This is a genomic window from Niveispirillum sp. SYP-B3756, assembly GCF_009495745.1.
Taxonomy (GTDB): Bacteria; Pseudomonadota; Alphaproteobacteria; order Azospirillales; family Azospirillaceae; genus Niveispirillum.
Genome location: NZ_WIDQ01000014.1, coordinates 50,289 through 64,448 on the forward strand (window position 1 = coordinate 50,289; position 14,160 = coordinate 64,448).

Consider the following 14,160-nt stretch of genomic DNA (forward strand, 5'->3'; position numbering starts at 1 on the left):
TGATGGCCATGTTTTGGAGCCTGGTTCACACGTGACTGCCCCCAGCGATCTCGACCGCGGCGATACCGCGGCCCAGTCGGACGATATTGTCTACCCCGCCATGATCCCCTTTCTGCTGGTCCATCTCGTCTGCCTGGGCGCGATCTGGACAGGCGTGTATTGGCAGGATGTGGTGTTGGCTCTGGTGCTCTACGGTGCCCGCATGTTCGGTATCACCGGCGGCTATCACCGCTATTTCTCCCACCGCGCTTACAAGACCAGCCGGATCGTGCAGTTCCTGCTGGCCTTCCTGGCGCAAAGCTCGGCGCAGCGCGGCGCGCTCTGGTGGGCGGCCAAACACCGGCACCATCACAAATATTCTGACACCCCGATGGATGTGCATTCGCCCAAGCATAAGGGCTTCCTCTATGCGCATCTGGGCTGGATCTTCACGCCCAAGCATGACACGGCGGATTACCGCACCATCGGCGACCTGACCAAATATCCGGAACTGGTTTGGCTGGACCGGCATTATTATGTGCCGGCCATCGTGATGGGTTTTGCCACCTGGGCCTTGTTCGGCTGGTCGGGCCTGATCGTCGGCTTCTTCTGGAGCACGGTGGCGCTGTATCACGCCACTTTCTGCATCAACTCCCTGGCCCATGTGGTCGGCCGCCGCCGCTACCTGACCGGCGATGACAGCCGCAATAACTGGGCGCTGGCCATCGCCACCATGGGAGAGGGCTGGCACAATAACCACCATGCCTATCAATCGGCCGCCCGCCAGGGCTTCCGCTGGTGGGAAGTAGATACCTCTTACTATATCATCAAGATCATGCAGGGCCTGCGCCTGGTCTGGGACGTGCATGAACCGCCGGCCTCTGTCGTGCGTAACGAACAGCGCCTGGGCACCAAGGTGATCGAAACGGCCGCTGCCCAGCTGGCGGCGAGCTTCCAGATCGAAAAGCTGACGGCGCAGGTGCGGGAGGCCCTGGCGCATACCCCCACCCTGGCGGAGATCGAAGAGAAGATGCGTCAGGCGTCGGAGAATGCGAAGACAAGGGTGGAGGCACTGGTGGCCAACATCCATCTGCCGCACATCCCGACGACGGAGGAAATGCGCCAGCGGGCGGCCAACATGTTCGTCCGCACCCCCAGCATGGACGAGATTGTGGAGCGCGCCCGCCAGATCCTGATTGCCAATGTCTGCACGCGGCTGGCGGCCAATCCGGCTTGACCGGCCGTCACATGCCTTGCCTTGGATGACGTTGAAAGCCCCGGCCCAGTGCCGGGGCTTCTTTATGGCGGCCATCCCTGACCCGCGTGCTTTTGCGCTTTCCCTTCCCGCTGCCGAGCGGTAGCTTGTGCGCCATTGGGGCGACCGTGCTTATCTGTGGAATGTGATGATGATCCGCTTTACCCGTTTTTTGATTATCTCTGCGGCGTTGGTCGCCGTTCCCTCTGCTGCGCTGGCGCAGTCCACCGCGGAGTCGGTTGCCAGCACCCAGGCTTCTCCGGATATGCAGGTGGCCCAGGCTGGCAAGAAGGAGCATAAGGCCACCGGCAGCGCTGCCGGCAACCGGGCTTCGGTGTTCTCGGCTGGTCGGCTGTACCCGGCGCTGGGTGTGGCCGGTGTTGCGGTGGTCGGTGCCTTGGCCGCCACGCTGGGTGGTGGCGATGATGAGGCCGGTCCGCCGACCAGCACCTCGACCTCGACCTCTACGGCGACCAGCACGCGCTAAAACAGGATTTGTCATCCCTGCCCCTTGCGGGCAGGGATTTCATTTTCCATGTCGGAAAGATCAAAACCCGTTTGAGTTGCCGTTTGATCTGCATGGGTACAGGTCCGTCTGTCGCCAATCGACCGGGAGCCTGAAATGTTCGATCAGCGCCTTTTCGCCAAGGCTGGTGATCAGCAGGGCACGTCCCGCCGGGGCCTTGGCCAGCCACTGCATCTCCAGCAGCCGGCTTAGCAGGATGGCACCCAATCGCCCGGCCAGATGTGGGCGTCGTTCGCTCCAATCCAGGCAGGTTCGGCATAACGGGCGCTTGCCCGGCATCGTCGTCTGCCCAATTCCTAAAGCATCGAACAGATGTTGGCCCGAGCGGGTGATCTGACCGGCCCCATCATCCAGGATGATATGACCATCGGCTTGAAGCTGGTCGGTGATGGCGACGGCGAGTCGACCCGCCATATGGTCGTAGCAGGTGCGGGCCAGCCGGAGAGCGACCTCCCGTGGGCCGGTCGGGTGGTGGCGTCGCGGGGCCATCGCCGCCACCGTCATCAGCGCGTGCAGGGCCTGCGCGACCTCTGGTGTTGCCAGACGGGAATAGCGGTGACGGCCCTGCTTTTCAACGGCGACCAGCCCGGCATCCGCCAGCTTGGCCAGATGGCCGCTGGCGGTCTGGGCTGTCACGCCGGCGCTGGCCGCCAGTTCCCCCGCCGTCAACGCCTTTCCCCCCATCAAGGCAAAGAGGATGTTGGCGCGGGCGGTATCCCCGATCAGCGCGGCAATTGTGGCCAGCATATTGGCGGAAATGACAGCGGACATGGATGCAGGGTAGCAATGCCGGGCTGATTGGTCCCAATCAAAAGCTTCGGTCCAGGCCGAAACATGCCATCGGTGCAAAGTGATAGTAGAGCAGACGAATTCATTGCCGATCTGGAGTTGATGGCATCATGATCAAGGAACGCCCGGCTGTCCGGGCTGATTTCGCTCTGCTTGTGCTGCTGGCGGCGCTGTGGGGGGGCTCTTACAGCTTCATCAAGGTTGGCGTGGCCACCATACCGCCCATCACGCTGATCGCCGGACGGACCCTGATCGCCGGCCTGCTGCTGCTGGCTTTACTGGGATGGCGCGGCATCAGCCTGCCAAGTGACGCGGCAACCTGGCGGCGTTTCCTGGTGCAGGCCTGCCTTAACAGCGTGCTGCCCTTCACCTTGATCGCCTGGGCGGAATTGCGGATTGATGCCGGGCTGGCCGTCATCCTGAATGCCACCACACCGATCTTTACCTTTCTGTTGACCCTGGTTGCATCCCGGCACGAGGCGGTAACGGGGCGGAAGGCGATGGGGGTGCTGTGCGGGTTGTTCGGCACCTGCCTGATCGTCGGCATGGAGGCGCTGAACGGGACGGGGGATGCGGTATGGCCGCAGTTGGCGGTCGTGCTGGCCACCGTCTGTTATGCGGCGGCGGCCATCTTCGGCAAACGTTTCGCAGGAATGGACCCGATGTTGCCGGCAGCGGGTTCGTTGATCTGCGGGGCGGCGTTGCTGCTGCCGGTCAGCCTGATGGTGGATCGGCCCTGGAACCTGCAACCCTCCGCCGCATCGCTGGCGGCGTTGCTGGCCCTGTCGATCTTTTCAACGGCGTTGGCCTTCGTGATTTATTTTCGGCTGGTCGCGGTGCTGGGCTCTGTTGGGGTGACAGCCCAGGGATATTTGCGGGTGCCCATCGGGGCGGCGATCGGCGTGCTGCTGCTGGGCGAAACCCTGGCATCCACCGCCTGGGCGGGATTGGCCTGTGTGCTGGCAGGGGTTATCGCCATGACGCTGCCGGCACGTCGCGTCGCAGCGGCTTGAAGGCGGGCGGGCGGAAAGGGAACATTCCGCCACAGCATCATACCTTGATGTTGACGCCCTTCGTCGCCTCTTCCCGTGTTGCCATGTTTCCATCGAGGGTGGTGAAATATTTTGCCGATTTTGCTAATTGATCGGGGTGCAGGCCCATGGCGGTAAGTTCTGCCCACATGGCGGCAGGATTTGCCTGCTGGCGGTATTTATCGGAAATAGTATCAATCGTCTTTTGCTGGTCGGCGCTGACGAAGGGCATGTAACCGCGTTCGTTGGCCGGCAGCGCCATCTGGAAAGCCAAGGGCGGATCGCCTTCCTTCCCGTACGGGCGGCCGTGTGTCTGCTCAAACTCTTGTTGTCGCTTGCGGATTTCATTGTTCCGTTGCGCGTCATAGGCTGCCCGGTCCTTCTTCAGGGACGCCATTTCCTCCCGCTGCTGGTTGGCCGGATCGGTCGTTGCGGTTCCTTTGCCGGTGGTCGGCGCCGGGGTGCTGCTGTTGCTGACCGGGGATTTCACCTGCAACCGCGAAAGGATTGCCGAGGGCGAGAACATAGAGTTGATGTTCATGGAGCACGTCCTCCTGCGTGAGAAATTTTATGTCGGAAGACAAGCAACTTCTGTACCGTCGAAATTCGAACCAACGGCAAGCCGGCAGCAACAGGTCTGCCGGTCCTTCATCGACCGCTTTTGCCTTTGGGCCGCAGAATTGTTGACGCCGTGGCGCCCGCTGCTACCATCCGGCGGAATTTCGTCGGGCTGTGCGGCAGGTTGCCGCCTTTCCGCCGTGTTTGGAGCATAGAAGGCCGGTCATGCGGGCCGGTTGGGAGTTGATTGATGGCGTTTGATGGGGCGGCGGCGGTTCTGCCACGGGCGCGGGTGATGCGGGTGATCGGGATGGTGGCCTTGGTTGCCTTCATCCTTGATCAGGTGTCCAAGCAATGGGTGCTGTCCAATGTGCTGCCGTGCCTTTCGGGCCCGACGGGGCCTGGATGTGCCGTCAATTCGCCGTTTATTGAGCTGACTTCCTTCTTCAACATCGTCATGGTGTGGAACTTCGGTGTCAGCTTCGGCCTGTTTGCCAGTGGCGCGGATCTGATGCCCTATGTGCTGATCGGCGTGTCCCTGCTGATCAGCGGTTTGCTGATTGCCTGGGTCTGGCGGGGGGCCACCCGGTTGGCCGCCCTGGCGGTTGGCATGGTGGTTGGCGGTGCCATGGGGAACGTGATCGACCGGCTGCGTTTCGGGGCGGTTGCCGATTTCCTTGACTTTCACCTCGCGGGCTGGCACTGGCCGGCATTCAATGTTGCGGATGCCTGCATCGTTGTCGGCGTGGGGCTGCTGTTGCTCGACGGGCTGTTGTCGCCGTCGCAGCCGCGTTAATCTACGTTACTTGCGCTTTGAATAAGGTACGGATCGGACCATGGGTGTGTACAAGCAGATGCGTAACGCCGTCCCGGCCCTGGCGCTGATCGCCGTTGCAGGGTCGCTCTCCGGTTGCGGCCTCCTCGGCAATCGCGGTGCGCCGGATGAGTTCCAGGTGGTGTCGCGGGCCCCGCTGGAGGTGCCGCCCGATTTCAACCTGCGTCCGCCGCAGCCGGGCAGCCCTCGCCCGCAGGAACTGGAGCGCGATACCCGCGCCCAGTCTTCCATGTTCGGCGCCAGCAGCGCCGGCACGGGTGCCTTGGTCGATCCGCGCACCAACCCGGCACAGAGCAAGGGCGAAGGCGCCCTGCTGTCGCTGGCCGGTGCCGATCAGGCCAACCGTGATATCCGTGCCATCGTCGACCGGGAGAATCCGGGCGTCGTGGTGGCGGATAAGGGCCTGGTTGACCGGCTGCTGTTCTGGAAGGATGGCGCGCCGAATCCGGAGATCGTGCAGCCCGGCAAGGAGCCGACGATCACCCGCAAGGAAAGCACGGCCAAGTAAGCTTCGCTGCTGAGCCGTTGTTTGAAAGCCGCCGGCCTGTCCGGCGGCTTTTTGTTTTGCATGAAAGCGATTTAATGCGCGTCCAGGCGGGAATCGCTTGGCGCGTCGATCCCCCGGCGGCACACTGCGACCCATTCGTGACCAGGCCATCCTTCCCGGTCACGCCCGTTGCTGGGAGGTTGCAGTATAGTGAGAACCCATCCCGTCATCCCGGCCCGGCGCGGGGCCGGGCGGCGCTTGCGGGCGCTGGCCACCGGTGCAGCGCTCTGCCTGCTGTCGGCTGGTATCGCCGCCCCCGCCATGGCCCGCGTCTTCGATCCGGAGACCTTCACCCTGTCCAATGGGATGCAGGTGGTTGTCATCAACAACCCGCGCGCCCCCGTGGTCAGCCACATGGTGTGGTACAAGGTCGGCTCTGCCGATGAACATGCGGGCAAGTCCGGCATTGCCCATTATCTTGAACATCTGATGTTCAAGGGCACGTCCAAGCTGAAGCCGGGCGAATTCTCCCGCACGGTGGCCCGCAATGGCGGGCGCGACAATGCCTTTACCTCCACCGATTACACGGCCTATTTCGAGAATATCGCGCGTGACCGGCTGGAACTGGTGATGTCGATGGAGGCCGATCGCATGACCGGCCTGAAACTGACCGACGCCATCACCCTGCCGGAACGTGACGTCATCAAGGAGGAACGGCGCCAGCGGACGGATAATAACCCGTCGGCCCGGCTTTATGAACAGTTGGCGCCACTGCTGTTCGTGCATCACCCCTATGGTACGCCGATCATCGGCTGGATGCATGAGATCCAGGGGCTGACCACCCAGGACGCGCTGGATTTCTACAAGATCCATTACGCGCCCAACAATGCCATCCTGGTGGTGGCCGGCGATATCACCGCCGCGCAACTGAAGCCGCTGGCTGAAAAGACCTATGGCAAGCTGAAGCCGGTGAAGGACATGCCGCCGCGCGTGCGGGTGACAGAGCCGCCGACGGAAGGCGCACGCCGCATCAGCCTGACCGACGCCCAGGTGCGCCAGCCCAGCTGGATGCGGCTGTGGAAGGCCCCCAGCTATAATGATGGCGACAAGCAGTATGCCTATGCGCTGCAGGTGCTGGAAACCATCATGAGCGGCGGGGCCACCAGCCGGCTGTACAAGTCGCTGGTGGTAGACCAGGGTGTGGCCACCAGTGCCTCCATGTGGTACGAGCCGACGGCGCTCAACCTGGGTACCATGGGCCTTTCCGCCTCCCCCGTTGCCGGCGGCAAGGTGGAGGTGGTGGAACAGGCGATGGAGGCTGAGGTTGCCAAGCTGCTGAAGGATGGCGTGACGGCGGCGGAGGTGGAGAATGCCAAGACCCGCCTGAAACGCGATGCCATCTTCGCCCGTGACAGTTTGCAAGGCCCTGCCTATGCCTTTGGCCAGGCGCTGACCACCGGCCAGACCGTGGCCGATGTTGAGGCATGGCCCGACAATATCGCTGCGGTGACGGTGGAGCAGGTGAATGCGGCAGCCCGCGCCGTGCTGGCCCAGGATAACCATGTCACCGGCATCCTGCTGCCCGATCCCAATGCCCCCCCGATGCCCGGGGGGGCGGCCCCGGCGCTGGGTAAGCCCAATATGAGCACCGGTTACTACAGCCCGACCAGCCTGATCGGCGACATGCTGGGTCGGGAGGTCACGCCATGAGGATCACCATGCTGTTCCGTCGCACCGCGCTGGCGCTGGCCGGTGCCTGCGCCCTGTTTATCGGGCTGGCACTGCCCGCCGCTGCCATCAATATCGAAAAGGTGGTCAGCCCGTCGGGCGTGGAAGCCTGGCTGGTGCGCGACACCAAGAACCCGATCATTGCCATCCAGTTTTCATTCGAGGGTGGCACGGAACTGGACCCGGCCAACAAGCTGGGCCTGGCGATGCTGACCGCCGGCACCCTGGATGAGGGGGCGGGCGATCTGGATTCCCAGGCTTTCCAGGGCAAGCTGGAGGATAACTCCATCTCGCTGGGCTTCAGTGCCGGGCGGGACGAGTTCGAAGGGTCGGTCACCACCCTGCGGGAGACGAAGGACACCGCCTTCGACCTGTTGCGGCAGGCTCTGACCAAGCCACGCTTCGATAAGGAAGCGGTGGAGCGGGTGCGCGGCCAGATGATTGCGGGCTTGCGCCGGTCGCAGGCCGACCCCAGCTATTGGGCGCAGCTGGCTCTGTCGGAGAGCCTGTTCCCCAACCATCCCTATGGGCGACCCCAGCGCGGTACGCTGGAGACCCTGCCGGCCATCACCCGTGACGATCTGCTGGCCTTTACCCGCACCCGGCTGGTGCGGGACGGGCTGAAGGTGGCGGTTTCCGGCGACATCACCGCCGCCGAACTGGCCCCGGTGCTGGACCAGATTTTCGCCAGCCTGCCGGCCAAGGGCGAACGCGCCCCAGTGGCGGATATCAGCCCGGCCAATGGCGGCCGCACCATCGCCGTGCCCCGCCCGATTCCCCAGACCATCATGGTGATGGCCCAGGAAGGTTTGCGCCGCAATGACCCGGACTGGTACGCCGCCACGGTGCTGAACTATGCGCTGGGCGGCGGCGGCTTTTCCTCCCGCCTGATGGACGAGGTGCGGGAAAAGCGCGGTCTGACCTATGGCGTGGGTTCCGGCCTGGCACCCTATGACCATGCGGCGTTGATCAGCGTCAGCGGCTCCACCATGAATGAGAAGGCGGGGCAGGCCATCGACCTGATCAAGCAGATTTGGGGCGAGGTGGGCAAGAACGGCATTACCGAGGCCGAACTGAACGACGCCAAAACCTATCTGACCGGCAGCTTCCCGCTGCAATTCACCAATAACGGGGCCATTGCCGGCCTGTTGCTGTCGGTGCAGCAGGAGGATTTGGGCATTGATTACCTGAACAAGCGCAATGACTTGATCAATGCGGTGACGCTGGCTGACGTGAAGCGGGTTGCCGCCCGCCTGCTGGACCCGGCCAAACTGACCACCGTGGTGGTGGGCCAGCCTGCCGGCGTGAAGCCCGATCAGCAGCTTTACGCCACCCCGGTGAAAGGCTGAGGGGAGCGCGGCCCCGGTGTGGATGCCGGGGCCGTTTCACCAGACGTGAACGTTTAAATTTTGGGACTGGTTGCTCCATCCCTGCCAATAGGGCGGGCCAGGATATTGGCCGTGACCGGCCCGCGCCAGATGGCTTGCCGAGCCAAGGGCGTGGATGGCCCGCCCGGCGCATGAGGGAAAACAAAACCTCCCTGGATCGGTCACGATCAAGGGAGGTTGATATAATTCGGATCGCCCCGATACTGAAAACAACATTGGGCGATCCGATGGGGTTCCCATTCTTCATTCAGGCAGCGCCTGAAATCACATCGTCGTCTTGGTATCCAGCGCGTAGCCGGCGGAACGGACAGTGCGGATTACATCCTGATCATCCGTCTCATTCAGCGCCTTGCGCAGCCGGCGGATATGCACATCCACCGTCCGCAACTCGACATAAACATCATGCCCCCAGACGATATCCAGCAATTGCTCGCGGGAGAAGACGCGGCCAGGATGTTGCATGAAATGGCGCAGCAGGGCGAATTCCTTCGGCCCCAGATGGATATCTCGGCCGCTGCGCCGTACCCGGTGGGCTGCCAGATCCATGGAGATGTCGGAGAAGCGCAGCATCTCTTCCGCCAGGGCCGGTGCGGCCCGGCGCAGCACGGCGCGGATGCGGGCCACCAGCTCGGTCGGGCTGAAGGGCTTGGACAGATAGTCATCGGCACCGCTGTTCAGGCCGCGCACCTTATCCGCCTCCTCACCCCGCGCCGTCAGCATGATGACAGGGATGTCGCGGGTTTTGGGGTTGCGGCGGAGCTGGCGGCAAACCTCCAGCCCGCTCATCAATGGCAGCATCCAGTCCAGCAGCACCAGATGCGGCGTCCTCTCATCAGCCAGCAACAGGGCCTCTTCCCCATCATTGGCGGTTATGACGCGGAAACCCTCGCGCTCCAGGTTGTAGCTCAGCAGGGTGACGAGATCGACCTCGTCCTCCACAACCAAAATCAACGGCTTCAAGGCGGAGTTCATAGCGATTCCAGTCAAACGTCGAAGGGACGCACAATCAAAGAGGATTAAAGCTGCTCAGGGGAACCGACAACAACGTCGGTATCCAGTACGGTGAAGCTGGAACGATCGCCCTTCGGCCGTTCGGCATTCAAGGGCTGTCCTTTTACCAGATAATGGATGTTCTCCGCGATGTTGGTCGCGTGGTCGCCGGCACGTTCCAGGTTCTTGGCGATGAACAGCAGGTGCGTGCAGGGGGTGATGTTGCGCGGGTCTTCCATCATATAGGTCAGAACTTCGCGGAACAGGCTGGTATAAAGATCGTCCAGCTCAGCATCCCGGTGCCAGGCGGCGATCGCCTTTTCGACATCGCGGTCGATATAGGCGTCCAGCACTTCTTTTAGCATTTCCTGCACCAGCCGGCCCATGCGCGGGATGGCGGTAGCCGGCCGCATCACCGGCAACTGGGCCAGCGCGATGGAGCGCTTGGCGATATTGGCCGCATAATCGCCCGTACGCTCCAGATCGGCCGAAATTTTCAGCGCCACCAGCACTTCACGCAGGTCCACACCCACGGGCGCGCGCAGCGCCAGCATCCGAATGGCATCATGCTCGATCTGGCGCTCAAACTCATCCAGGCGGGCATCGCCCTGCATGACTTTGGTGGCACCCTCGACATCGCGGCGCCCAACGGCCTGCACGGCCGCCTCCACCTGCGCTTCGACCACGCCACCCATCTGGGCGATCTGGTTGGAGAGACGCAGAAGCTCCTGCTCGAAGGATTTGACGGTATGTTCGGTGCCCATGATCGGCCCCTCTGCTGGTGTGCAGGCATCTGCCCTTTCTCAGACCGCAACGGCGGGCTGGCGGGCAGGACCAGGGATCGGCGGCGCCGACCCAGAAATCGTGCATATCGGCCCCGGCATACCGGGGCCGATATCAACCCGGGTCAGCCGTAACGGCCGGTAATATAACCCTGGGTGCGCTCATCACGCGGATTGGTGAAGATTTCCTCCGTATTACCCACTTCCACCAGATCGCCCAGGTGGAAGAAGGCAGTACGCTGGGACACGCGGGCCGCCTGCTGCATGTTGTGGGTCACGATGGCAATCGTGAAGCTTTCACGCAGCTCGTCGATCAGTTCCTCGATATGCGCCGTGGCAATCGGGTCCAGGGCCGAGCAGGGCTCGTCCATCAGGATGACTTCCGGGCTGACGGCAACGGCGCGGGCAATGCACAGGCGCTGCTGCTGACCGCCGGACAGGCCGGTTCCCGGTTCCTGCAAGCGGTCCTTCACCTCGTTCCACAGGCCGGCCCGCTTCAGCGAACGTTCGACGATCTCATCAAACTCATCCTTGCGGGTGGCCAGGCCATGCAGCTTGGGACCGTAGGTGATGTTGTCATAGATCGATTTCGGGAACGGATTCGGCTTCTGGAACACCATGCCGACACGGGCGCGCAACTGCACCACGTCCAGCTTGGGATCGTAGATATCCTCACCATCCAGCAGGATCTTGCCTTCCACGCGGCAGATGTCGATCGTGTCGTTCATCCGGTTCAGCGTGCGCAGAAAGGTGGACTTGCCGCAGCCCGAGGGACCGATCAGGGCCAGAACCTCGTTCTGGTAGACATCGACATTGACGCCGTGCAGGGCACGCTTGGCGCCATAGAACACCTTCACGTCGCGGGCGCAGACCTTCACCGGCTGCGTGGAGACGGCTTCCATATTCTTGGTCAGGGTCGTCGTATCCATTTTCTTACCACCGCCGTTCGAACTTCTTGCGCAACCAGATGGCCGCACCGTTCATCGTGATCAGGAAGGCCAACAACACCAGGATCGCGGCCGAGGTCAGTTCAACAAAGCCGCGCTCCGGTTTGTCCGCCCAGATGAAAATCTGCACCGGCAGAACCGAGGAGCTGTCAAACAGCGAGGTGGGCGCCTGGGTGACGAAGGCATTCATGCCGATCATCAACAACGGCGCGGTTTCACCCACGGCATGGGCCATGCCGATGATGGTACCGGTCATGATGCCGGGCATGGCCAGCGGCAGCACATGATGGGTGATCGCCTGCAAACGCGACGCGCCCATGCCCAGTGCCGCCTCCCGGATGGACGGCGGAACCCCCTTCAGCGCTGCACGGCTGGCGATGATGATGGTGGGCATCACCAGCAGACCCAGCACCAGGCCACCGACCAGCGGGGCCGAACGCGGCATCCCGAAGAAATTGAGGAACACCGCCAGACCCAGCAGACCGAACACGATGGATGGGACGGCCGCCAGGTTGTTGATATTCACCTCAATCAGGTCAGTGAGCTTGTTCTTGGGCGCGAACTCTTCCAGATAAACCGCCGCCGCCACACCGACCGGCAGGGAGACCAGCAGCGTTACCGACATGGTCAGCAATGTGCCGATCGCTGCACCAAACAACCCCGCCAATTCCGGGTAGTTACTATCGGAAGAGGTGAAGAAGGTGCTGTTGAAGGCGGTCTTCAGATGGCCACTGGCTTCCATCTTGTCGACCCAAGCCAACTGCTTGTCACTGATCGGGCGCTGAGCTTCCGGCAGGGTACGGTCGATGCCGCCCTTCAGGATCTGGTTCACCCCATCGGAGGTGGGGATCCAGACCTGTACCGTCTGCCCCACCAGAGAAGGATCCTTGTCCAGGATCTTGCTGATGAAGACGCCGGCCACGGGGCTGATCAGACCGCGCAGGTCGCGCTTTTCCACACGCCCCTCAACCTCAGGGAATTCTTTGTAGATGGCGTTGTTGGCCAGCGTCTGGAGGGCACCACGATCCCAATCCGCCGGATTGCCCGTGCCCTGGGGGTCAATGATGGCGGCATCCAGCGTGACTTCCAGCCGCATCTCCGTCTGCCAGAAGGCGCTGACACCGCCCTTCAGCAGGGTAAACAGCAGGATGACCAGCATGATACAGGCGAAGGAGATCGCCAGGATACCGTAGATCTTGAAGCGCCGCTCCGCTGCATAACGCGAGCGGAGACGCTTCATGGCGGCGTTGCCAGTGTGGAAGGAAGCGGACACGGGAGCGGCTGCCTGCATCGGCTCTGCGATCTCAGTCATATTTTTCCCGGTATTTCTGGACGATCCGAAGGGCGACGACATTCAGAACCAGGGTGACAATGAACAACATCAGCCCCAGAGCGAACACCGACAGGGTCTTGGCGCTGTCGAACTCCTGGTCACCGACCAGGATGGACTTGATCTGCACCGTCACCGTGGTGACGCTTTCCAGCGGGTTCAACGTCAGGTACGCCTGCAGACCGGCGGCCATCACCACGATCATGGTTTCGCCGATGGCGCGGCTGACGGCCAGCAGCAGGGCGCCGACAATGCCGGGCAGGGCCGCCGGTATGACGACTTGCTTGATGGTTTCCGACTTGGTGGCACCCAGTCCCAGCGAGCCGTCACGCAGCGATTGCGGAACCGCATTGATCACATCGTCGGCCAGCGAAGAGACGAAGGGAACGATCATCACCCCCATCACCACACCGGCAGCCAGCGCGCTCTGGGAGGAAATGGGAATTCCAAACACCGCCCCGAGATCGCGGATGAAGGGCGCCACCGTCAGGATAGCAAAGAAGCCATAGACAACGGTCGGCACGCCGGCCAGGATTTCCAGCACCGGCTTTACCAGCGACCGCACCCGCCTGGGCGCATATTCAGACAGGTAGATGGCCGACATCAGACCGACCGGGGCCGCCACCACCATGGCGATGAAGGCGATCAGCAACGTACCGGTAAACAGCGGGATGGCACCGAAGGAACCGGAAGAACCGACCTGATCGGCCCGGATTGCCGTCTGCGGGCTCCAATGCAGCCCGAACAGGAATTCCGTCAACGGCACCTTGGTGAAGAAGCGGATGCTCTCGAACAGCAGCGACAGCACGATGCCGATGGTGGTGAAAACGGCGATGGTGGAACACAGGATCAGCAGCCAGGTGACAACCCGCTCCACATTATTACGGGCGCGGAAGGTCGGGCTGATACGTGCCCAGCAGAAAGCCAGCGCACCACCCGAGATGGCGGCGACAGCACCGAACAACGTCCAGTCGGACAGGTTGCGCAGGTTGCGCAGGTGATCAGCCGCCGGCTGGATGGACTCCACCACAGCGGGGTTCACATAAAGCGCTTGGCCGCCAGCCAGATTCTTGATGTTGATCAACAGCAACTGGCGGTGTGTTTCCGTCAGGGCCGCCGTCTCATCAGCGATATTGGACAGCAGATTTTGCAGATCGTTCGGCGGCAGCATCACCTGTGCCCAGCCTTGGATCTGCTGCTGGGACAGGCCATCCAGCACCAGCCAGTCCATGACCGGCCCGCGCAGCGCCATCCAGAACAGCATCAGCACCAGGGCCGGCAGCCCCGCCCACAGCGCAACATAGCTGCCGTAATAGTTGGGAACAGAATGAAGGGTGGCGATGCTGCCGCCGGCGACGGTGACGGCCCGGCTGCGCCCCATCACATAACCGACAAGGGAAAGCAGCAGCAAAAGGCCGACGGTGAACGTGGCTGACATGAAGGATACCCGTCCGCAGTCGAAGGGAGATCATCGTCACCTAGGTACGGGAAACCCGCGGCAACCGGAAGGTGCCGCGGGAACCCAATACCGGATG

At 62.5% G+C, this 14,160-nt stretch carries 14 protein-coding genes; 7 read left to right on the plus strand and 7 right to left on the minus strand.

Features of this window, described 5'->3' with window-relative positions:
• The first annotated feature begins 31 nt into the window (after positions 1-31).
• Together GE253_RS20285 and GE253_RS20290 are read left to right on the plus strand one after the other, a co-directional pair.
• The gene (locus GE253_RS20285) at positions 32-1,216 is read left to right on the plus strand and encodes a fatty acid desaturase (RefSeq protein WP_348770910.1); all 1,185 of its coding nucleotides are present in this window, start codon (positions 32-34) and stop codon (positions 1,214-1,216) included.
• A 166-nt stretch (positions 1,217-1,382) separates the two neighbouring features.
• Positions 1,383-1,721 carry a hypothetical protein gene (locus GE253_RS20290; RefSeq protein WP_153205972.1) on the plus strand — a complete coding sequence of 113 codons (339 nt, stop codon included), beginning with the start codon at positions 1,383-1,385 and terminating at the stop codon, positions 1,719-1,721.
• 60 nt (positions 1,722-1,781) lie between these two features.
• Here the strand turns inward: GE253_RS20290 and GE253_RS20295 are convergent, their stop codons facing one another.
• Entirely contained in the window at positions 1,782-2,531 is a 750-nt protein-coding gene (locus tag GE253_RS20295) for a helix-turn-helix transcriptional regulator (RefSeq protein WP_153205973.1), read from the minus strand.
• Positions 2,532-2,659: 128 nt separating this feature from the next.
• Between GE253_RS20295 and GE253_RS20300 the strand changes: the two genes are divergently transcribed.
• A complete protein-coding gene (locus GE253_RS20300; protein WP_153205974.1) occupies positions 2,660-3,562 on the plus strand; it encodes an EamA family transporter in 903 nt (300 codons plus the stop codon).
• A 37-nt stretch (positions 3,563-3,599) separates the two neighbouring features.
• Here the strand turns inward: GE253_RS20300 and GE253_RS20305 are convergent, their stop codons facing one another.
• A complete protein-coding gene (locus GE253_RS20305) occupies positions 3,600-4,121 on the minus strand; it encodes a hypothetical protein (protein WP_153205975.1) in 522 nt (173 codons plus the stop codon).
• Positions 4,122-4,388: 267 nt separating this feature from the next.
• Here GE253_RS20305 and lspA point away from each other — a divergent pair, with 267 nt between their 5' ends.
• From lspA to GE253_RS20325, 4 genes are all read left to right on the plus strand, one after another.
• Complete coding sequence (lspA, locus tag GE253_RS20310; protein WP_173012755.1) at positions 4,389-4,934, plus strand: signal peptidase II; 546 nt, start codon at positions 4,389-4,391, stop codon at positions 4,932-4,934.
• A 58-nt stretch (positions 4,935-4,992) separates the two neighbouring features.
• Positions 4,993-5,481 carry a DUF3035 domain-containing protein gene (locus GE253_RS20315; RefSeq protein ID WP_173012756.1) on the plus strand — a complete coding sequence of 163 codons (489 nt, stop codon included), beginning with the start codon at positions 4,993-4,995 and terminating at the stop codon, positions 5,479-5,481.
• Positions 5,482-5,670: 189 nt separating this feature from the next.
• The gene (locus GE253_RS20320) at positions 5,671-7,170 is read left to right on the plus strand and encodes a pitrilysin family protein (protein ID WP_348770911.1); all 1,500 of its coding nucleotides are present in this window, start codon (positions 5,671-5,673) and stop codon (positions 7,168-7,170) included.
• Positions 7,167-8,537, plus strand: coding sequence for a pitrilysin family protein (locus tag GE253_RS20325; RefSeq protein ID WP_247878771.1), 1,371 nt, complete (start codon positions 7,167-7,169; stop codon positions 8,535-8,537). Before GE253_RS20320 ends, GE253_RS20325 begins: the two co-directional genes overlap by 4 nt.
• Positions 8,538-8,840: 303 nt before the next feature.
• Here GE253_RS20325 and phoB read toward each other — a convergent pair whose 3' ends face one another.
• The 5 genes from phoB to pstC form a co-directional block, all read right to left on the minus strand.
• Entirely contained in the window at positions 8,841-9,548 is a 708-nt protein-coding gene (gene phoB, locus GE253_RS20330; protein ID WP_089287888.1) for a phosphate regulon transcriptional regulator PhoB, read from the minus strand.
• Between the two features lie 44 nt (positions 9,549-9,592).
• The gene (gene phoU, locus GE253_RS20335) at positions 9,593-10,330 is read right to left on the minus strand and encodes a phosphate signaling complex protein PhoU (protein WP_153205977.1); all 738 of its coding nucleotides are present in this window, start codon (positions 10,328-10,330) and stop codon (positions 9,593-9,595) included.
• Positions 10,331-10,473: 143 nt separating this feature from the next.
• Positions 10,474-11,277, minus strand: a complete 804-nt coding sequence (gene pstB / locus GE253_RS20340; protein ID WP_153205978.1) for a phosphate ABC transporter ATP-binding protein PstB — start codon at positions 11,275-11,277, stop codon at positions 10,474-10,476.
• A 4-nt stretch (positions 11,278-11,281) separates the two neighbouring features.
• Entirely contained in the window at positions 11,282-12,607 is a 1,326-nt protein-coding gene (gene pstA / locus GE253_RS20345; protein ID WP_153205979.1) for a phosphate ABC transporter permease PstA, read from the minus strand.
• The gene (gene pstC, locus GE253_RS20350) at positions 12,600-14,063 is read right to left on the minus strand and encodes a phosphate ABC transporter permease subunit PstC (protein ID WP_153205980.1); all 1,464 of its coding nucleotides are present in this window, start codon (positions 14,061-14,063) and stop codon (positions 12,600-12,602) included. Before pstC ends, pstA begins: the two co-directional genes overlap by 8 nt.
• Positions 14,064-14,160 lie beyond the last annotated feature (97 nt).

Coding starts and splice junctions, on each gene's coding strand:
- GE253_RS20290 (WP_153205972.1), top strand. CDS start 1,383: ATGATGATCCGCTTTACCCGTTTTTTGATTATCTCTGCGGCGTTGGTC.
- GE253_RS20295 (WP_153205973.1), bottom strand. CDS start 2,531: ATGTCCGCTGTCATTTCCGCCAATATGCTGGCCACAATTGCCGCGCTG.
- GE253_RS20315 (WP_173012756.1), top strand. CDS start 4,993: ATGCGTAACGCCGTCCCGGCCCTGGCGCTGATCGCCGTTGCAGGGTCG.
- pstA (WP_153205979.1), bottom strand. CDS start 12,607: ATGACTGAGATCGCAGAGCCGATGCAGGCAGCCGCTCCCGTGTCCGCT.
- phoB (WP_089287888.1), bottom strand. CDS start 9,548: ATGAACTCCGCCTTGAAGCCGTTGATTTTGGTTGTGGAGGACGAGGTC.
- GE253_RS20325 (WP_247878771.1), top strand. CDS start 7,167: ATGAGGATCACCATGCTGTTCCGTCGCACCGCGCTGGCGCTGGCCGGT.
- GE253_RS20305 (WP_153205975.1), bottom strand. CDS start 4,121: ATGAACATCAACTCTATGTTCTCGCCCTCGGCAATCCTTTCGCGGTTG.
- GE253_RS20300 (WP_153205974.1), top strand. CDS start 2,660: ATGATCAAGGAACGCCCGGCTGTCCGGGCTGATTTCGCTCTGCTTGTG.
- lspA (WP_173012755.1), top strand. CDS start 4,389: ATGGCGTTTGATGGGGCGGCGGCGGTTCTGCCACGGGCGCGGGTGATG.
- phoU (WP_153205977.1), bottom strand. CDS start 10,330: ATGGGCACCGAACATACCGTCAAATCCTTCGAGCAGGAGCTTCTGCGT.
- pstB (WP_153205978.1), bottom strand. CDS start 11,277: ATGGATACGACGACCCTGACCAAGAATATGGAAGCCGTCTCCACGCAG.
- pstC (WP_153205980.1), bottom strand. CDS start 14,063: ATGTCAGCCACGTTCACCGTCGGCCTTTTGCTGCTGCTTTCCCTTGTC.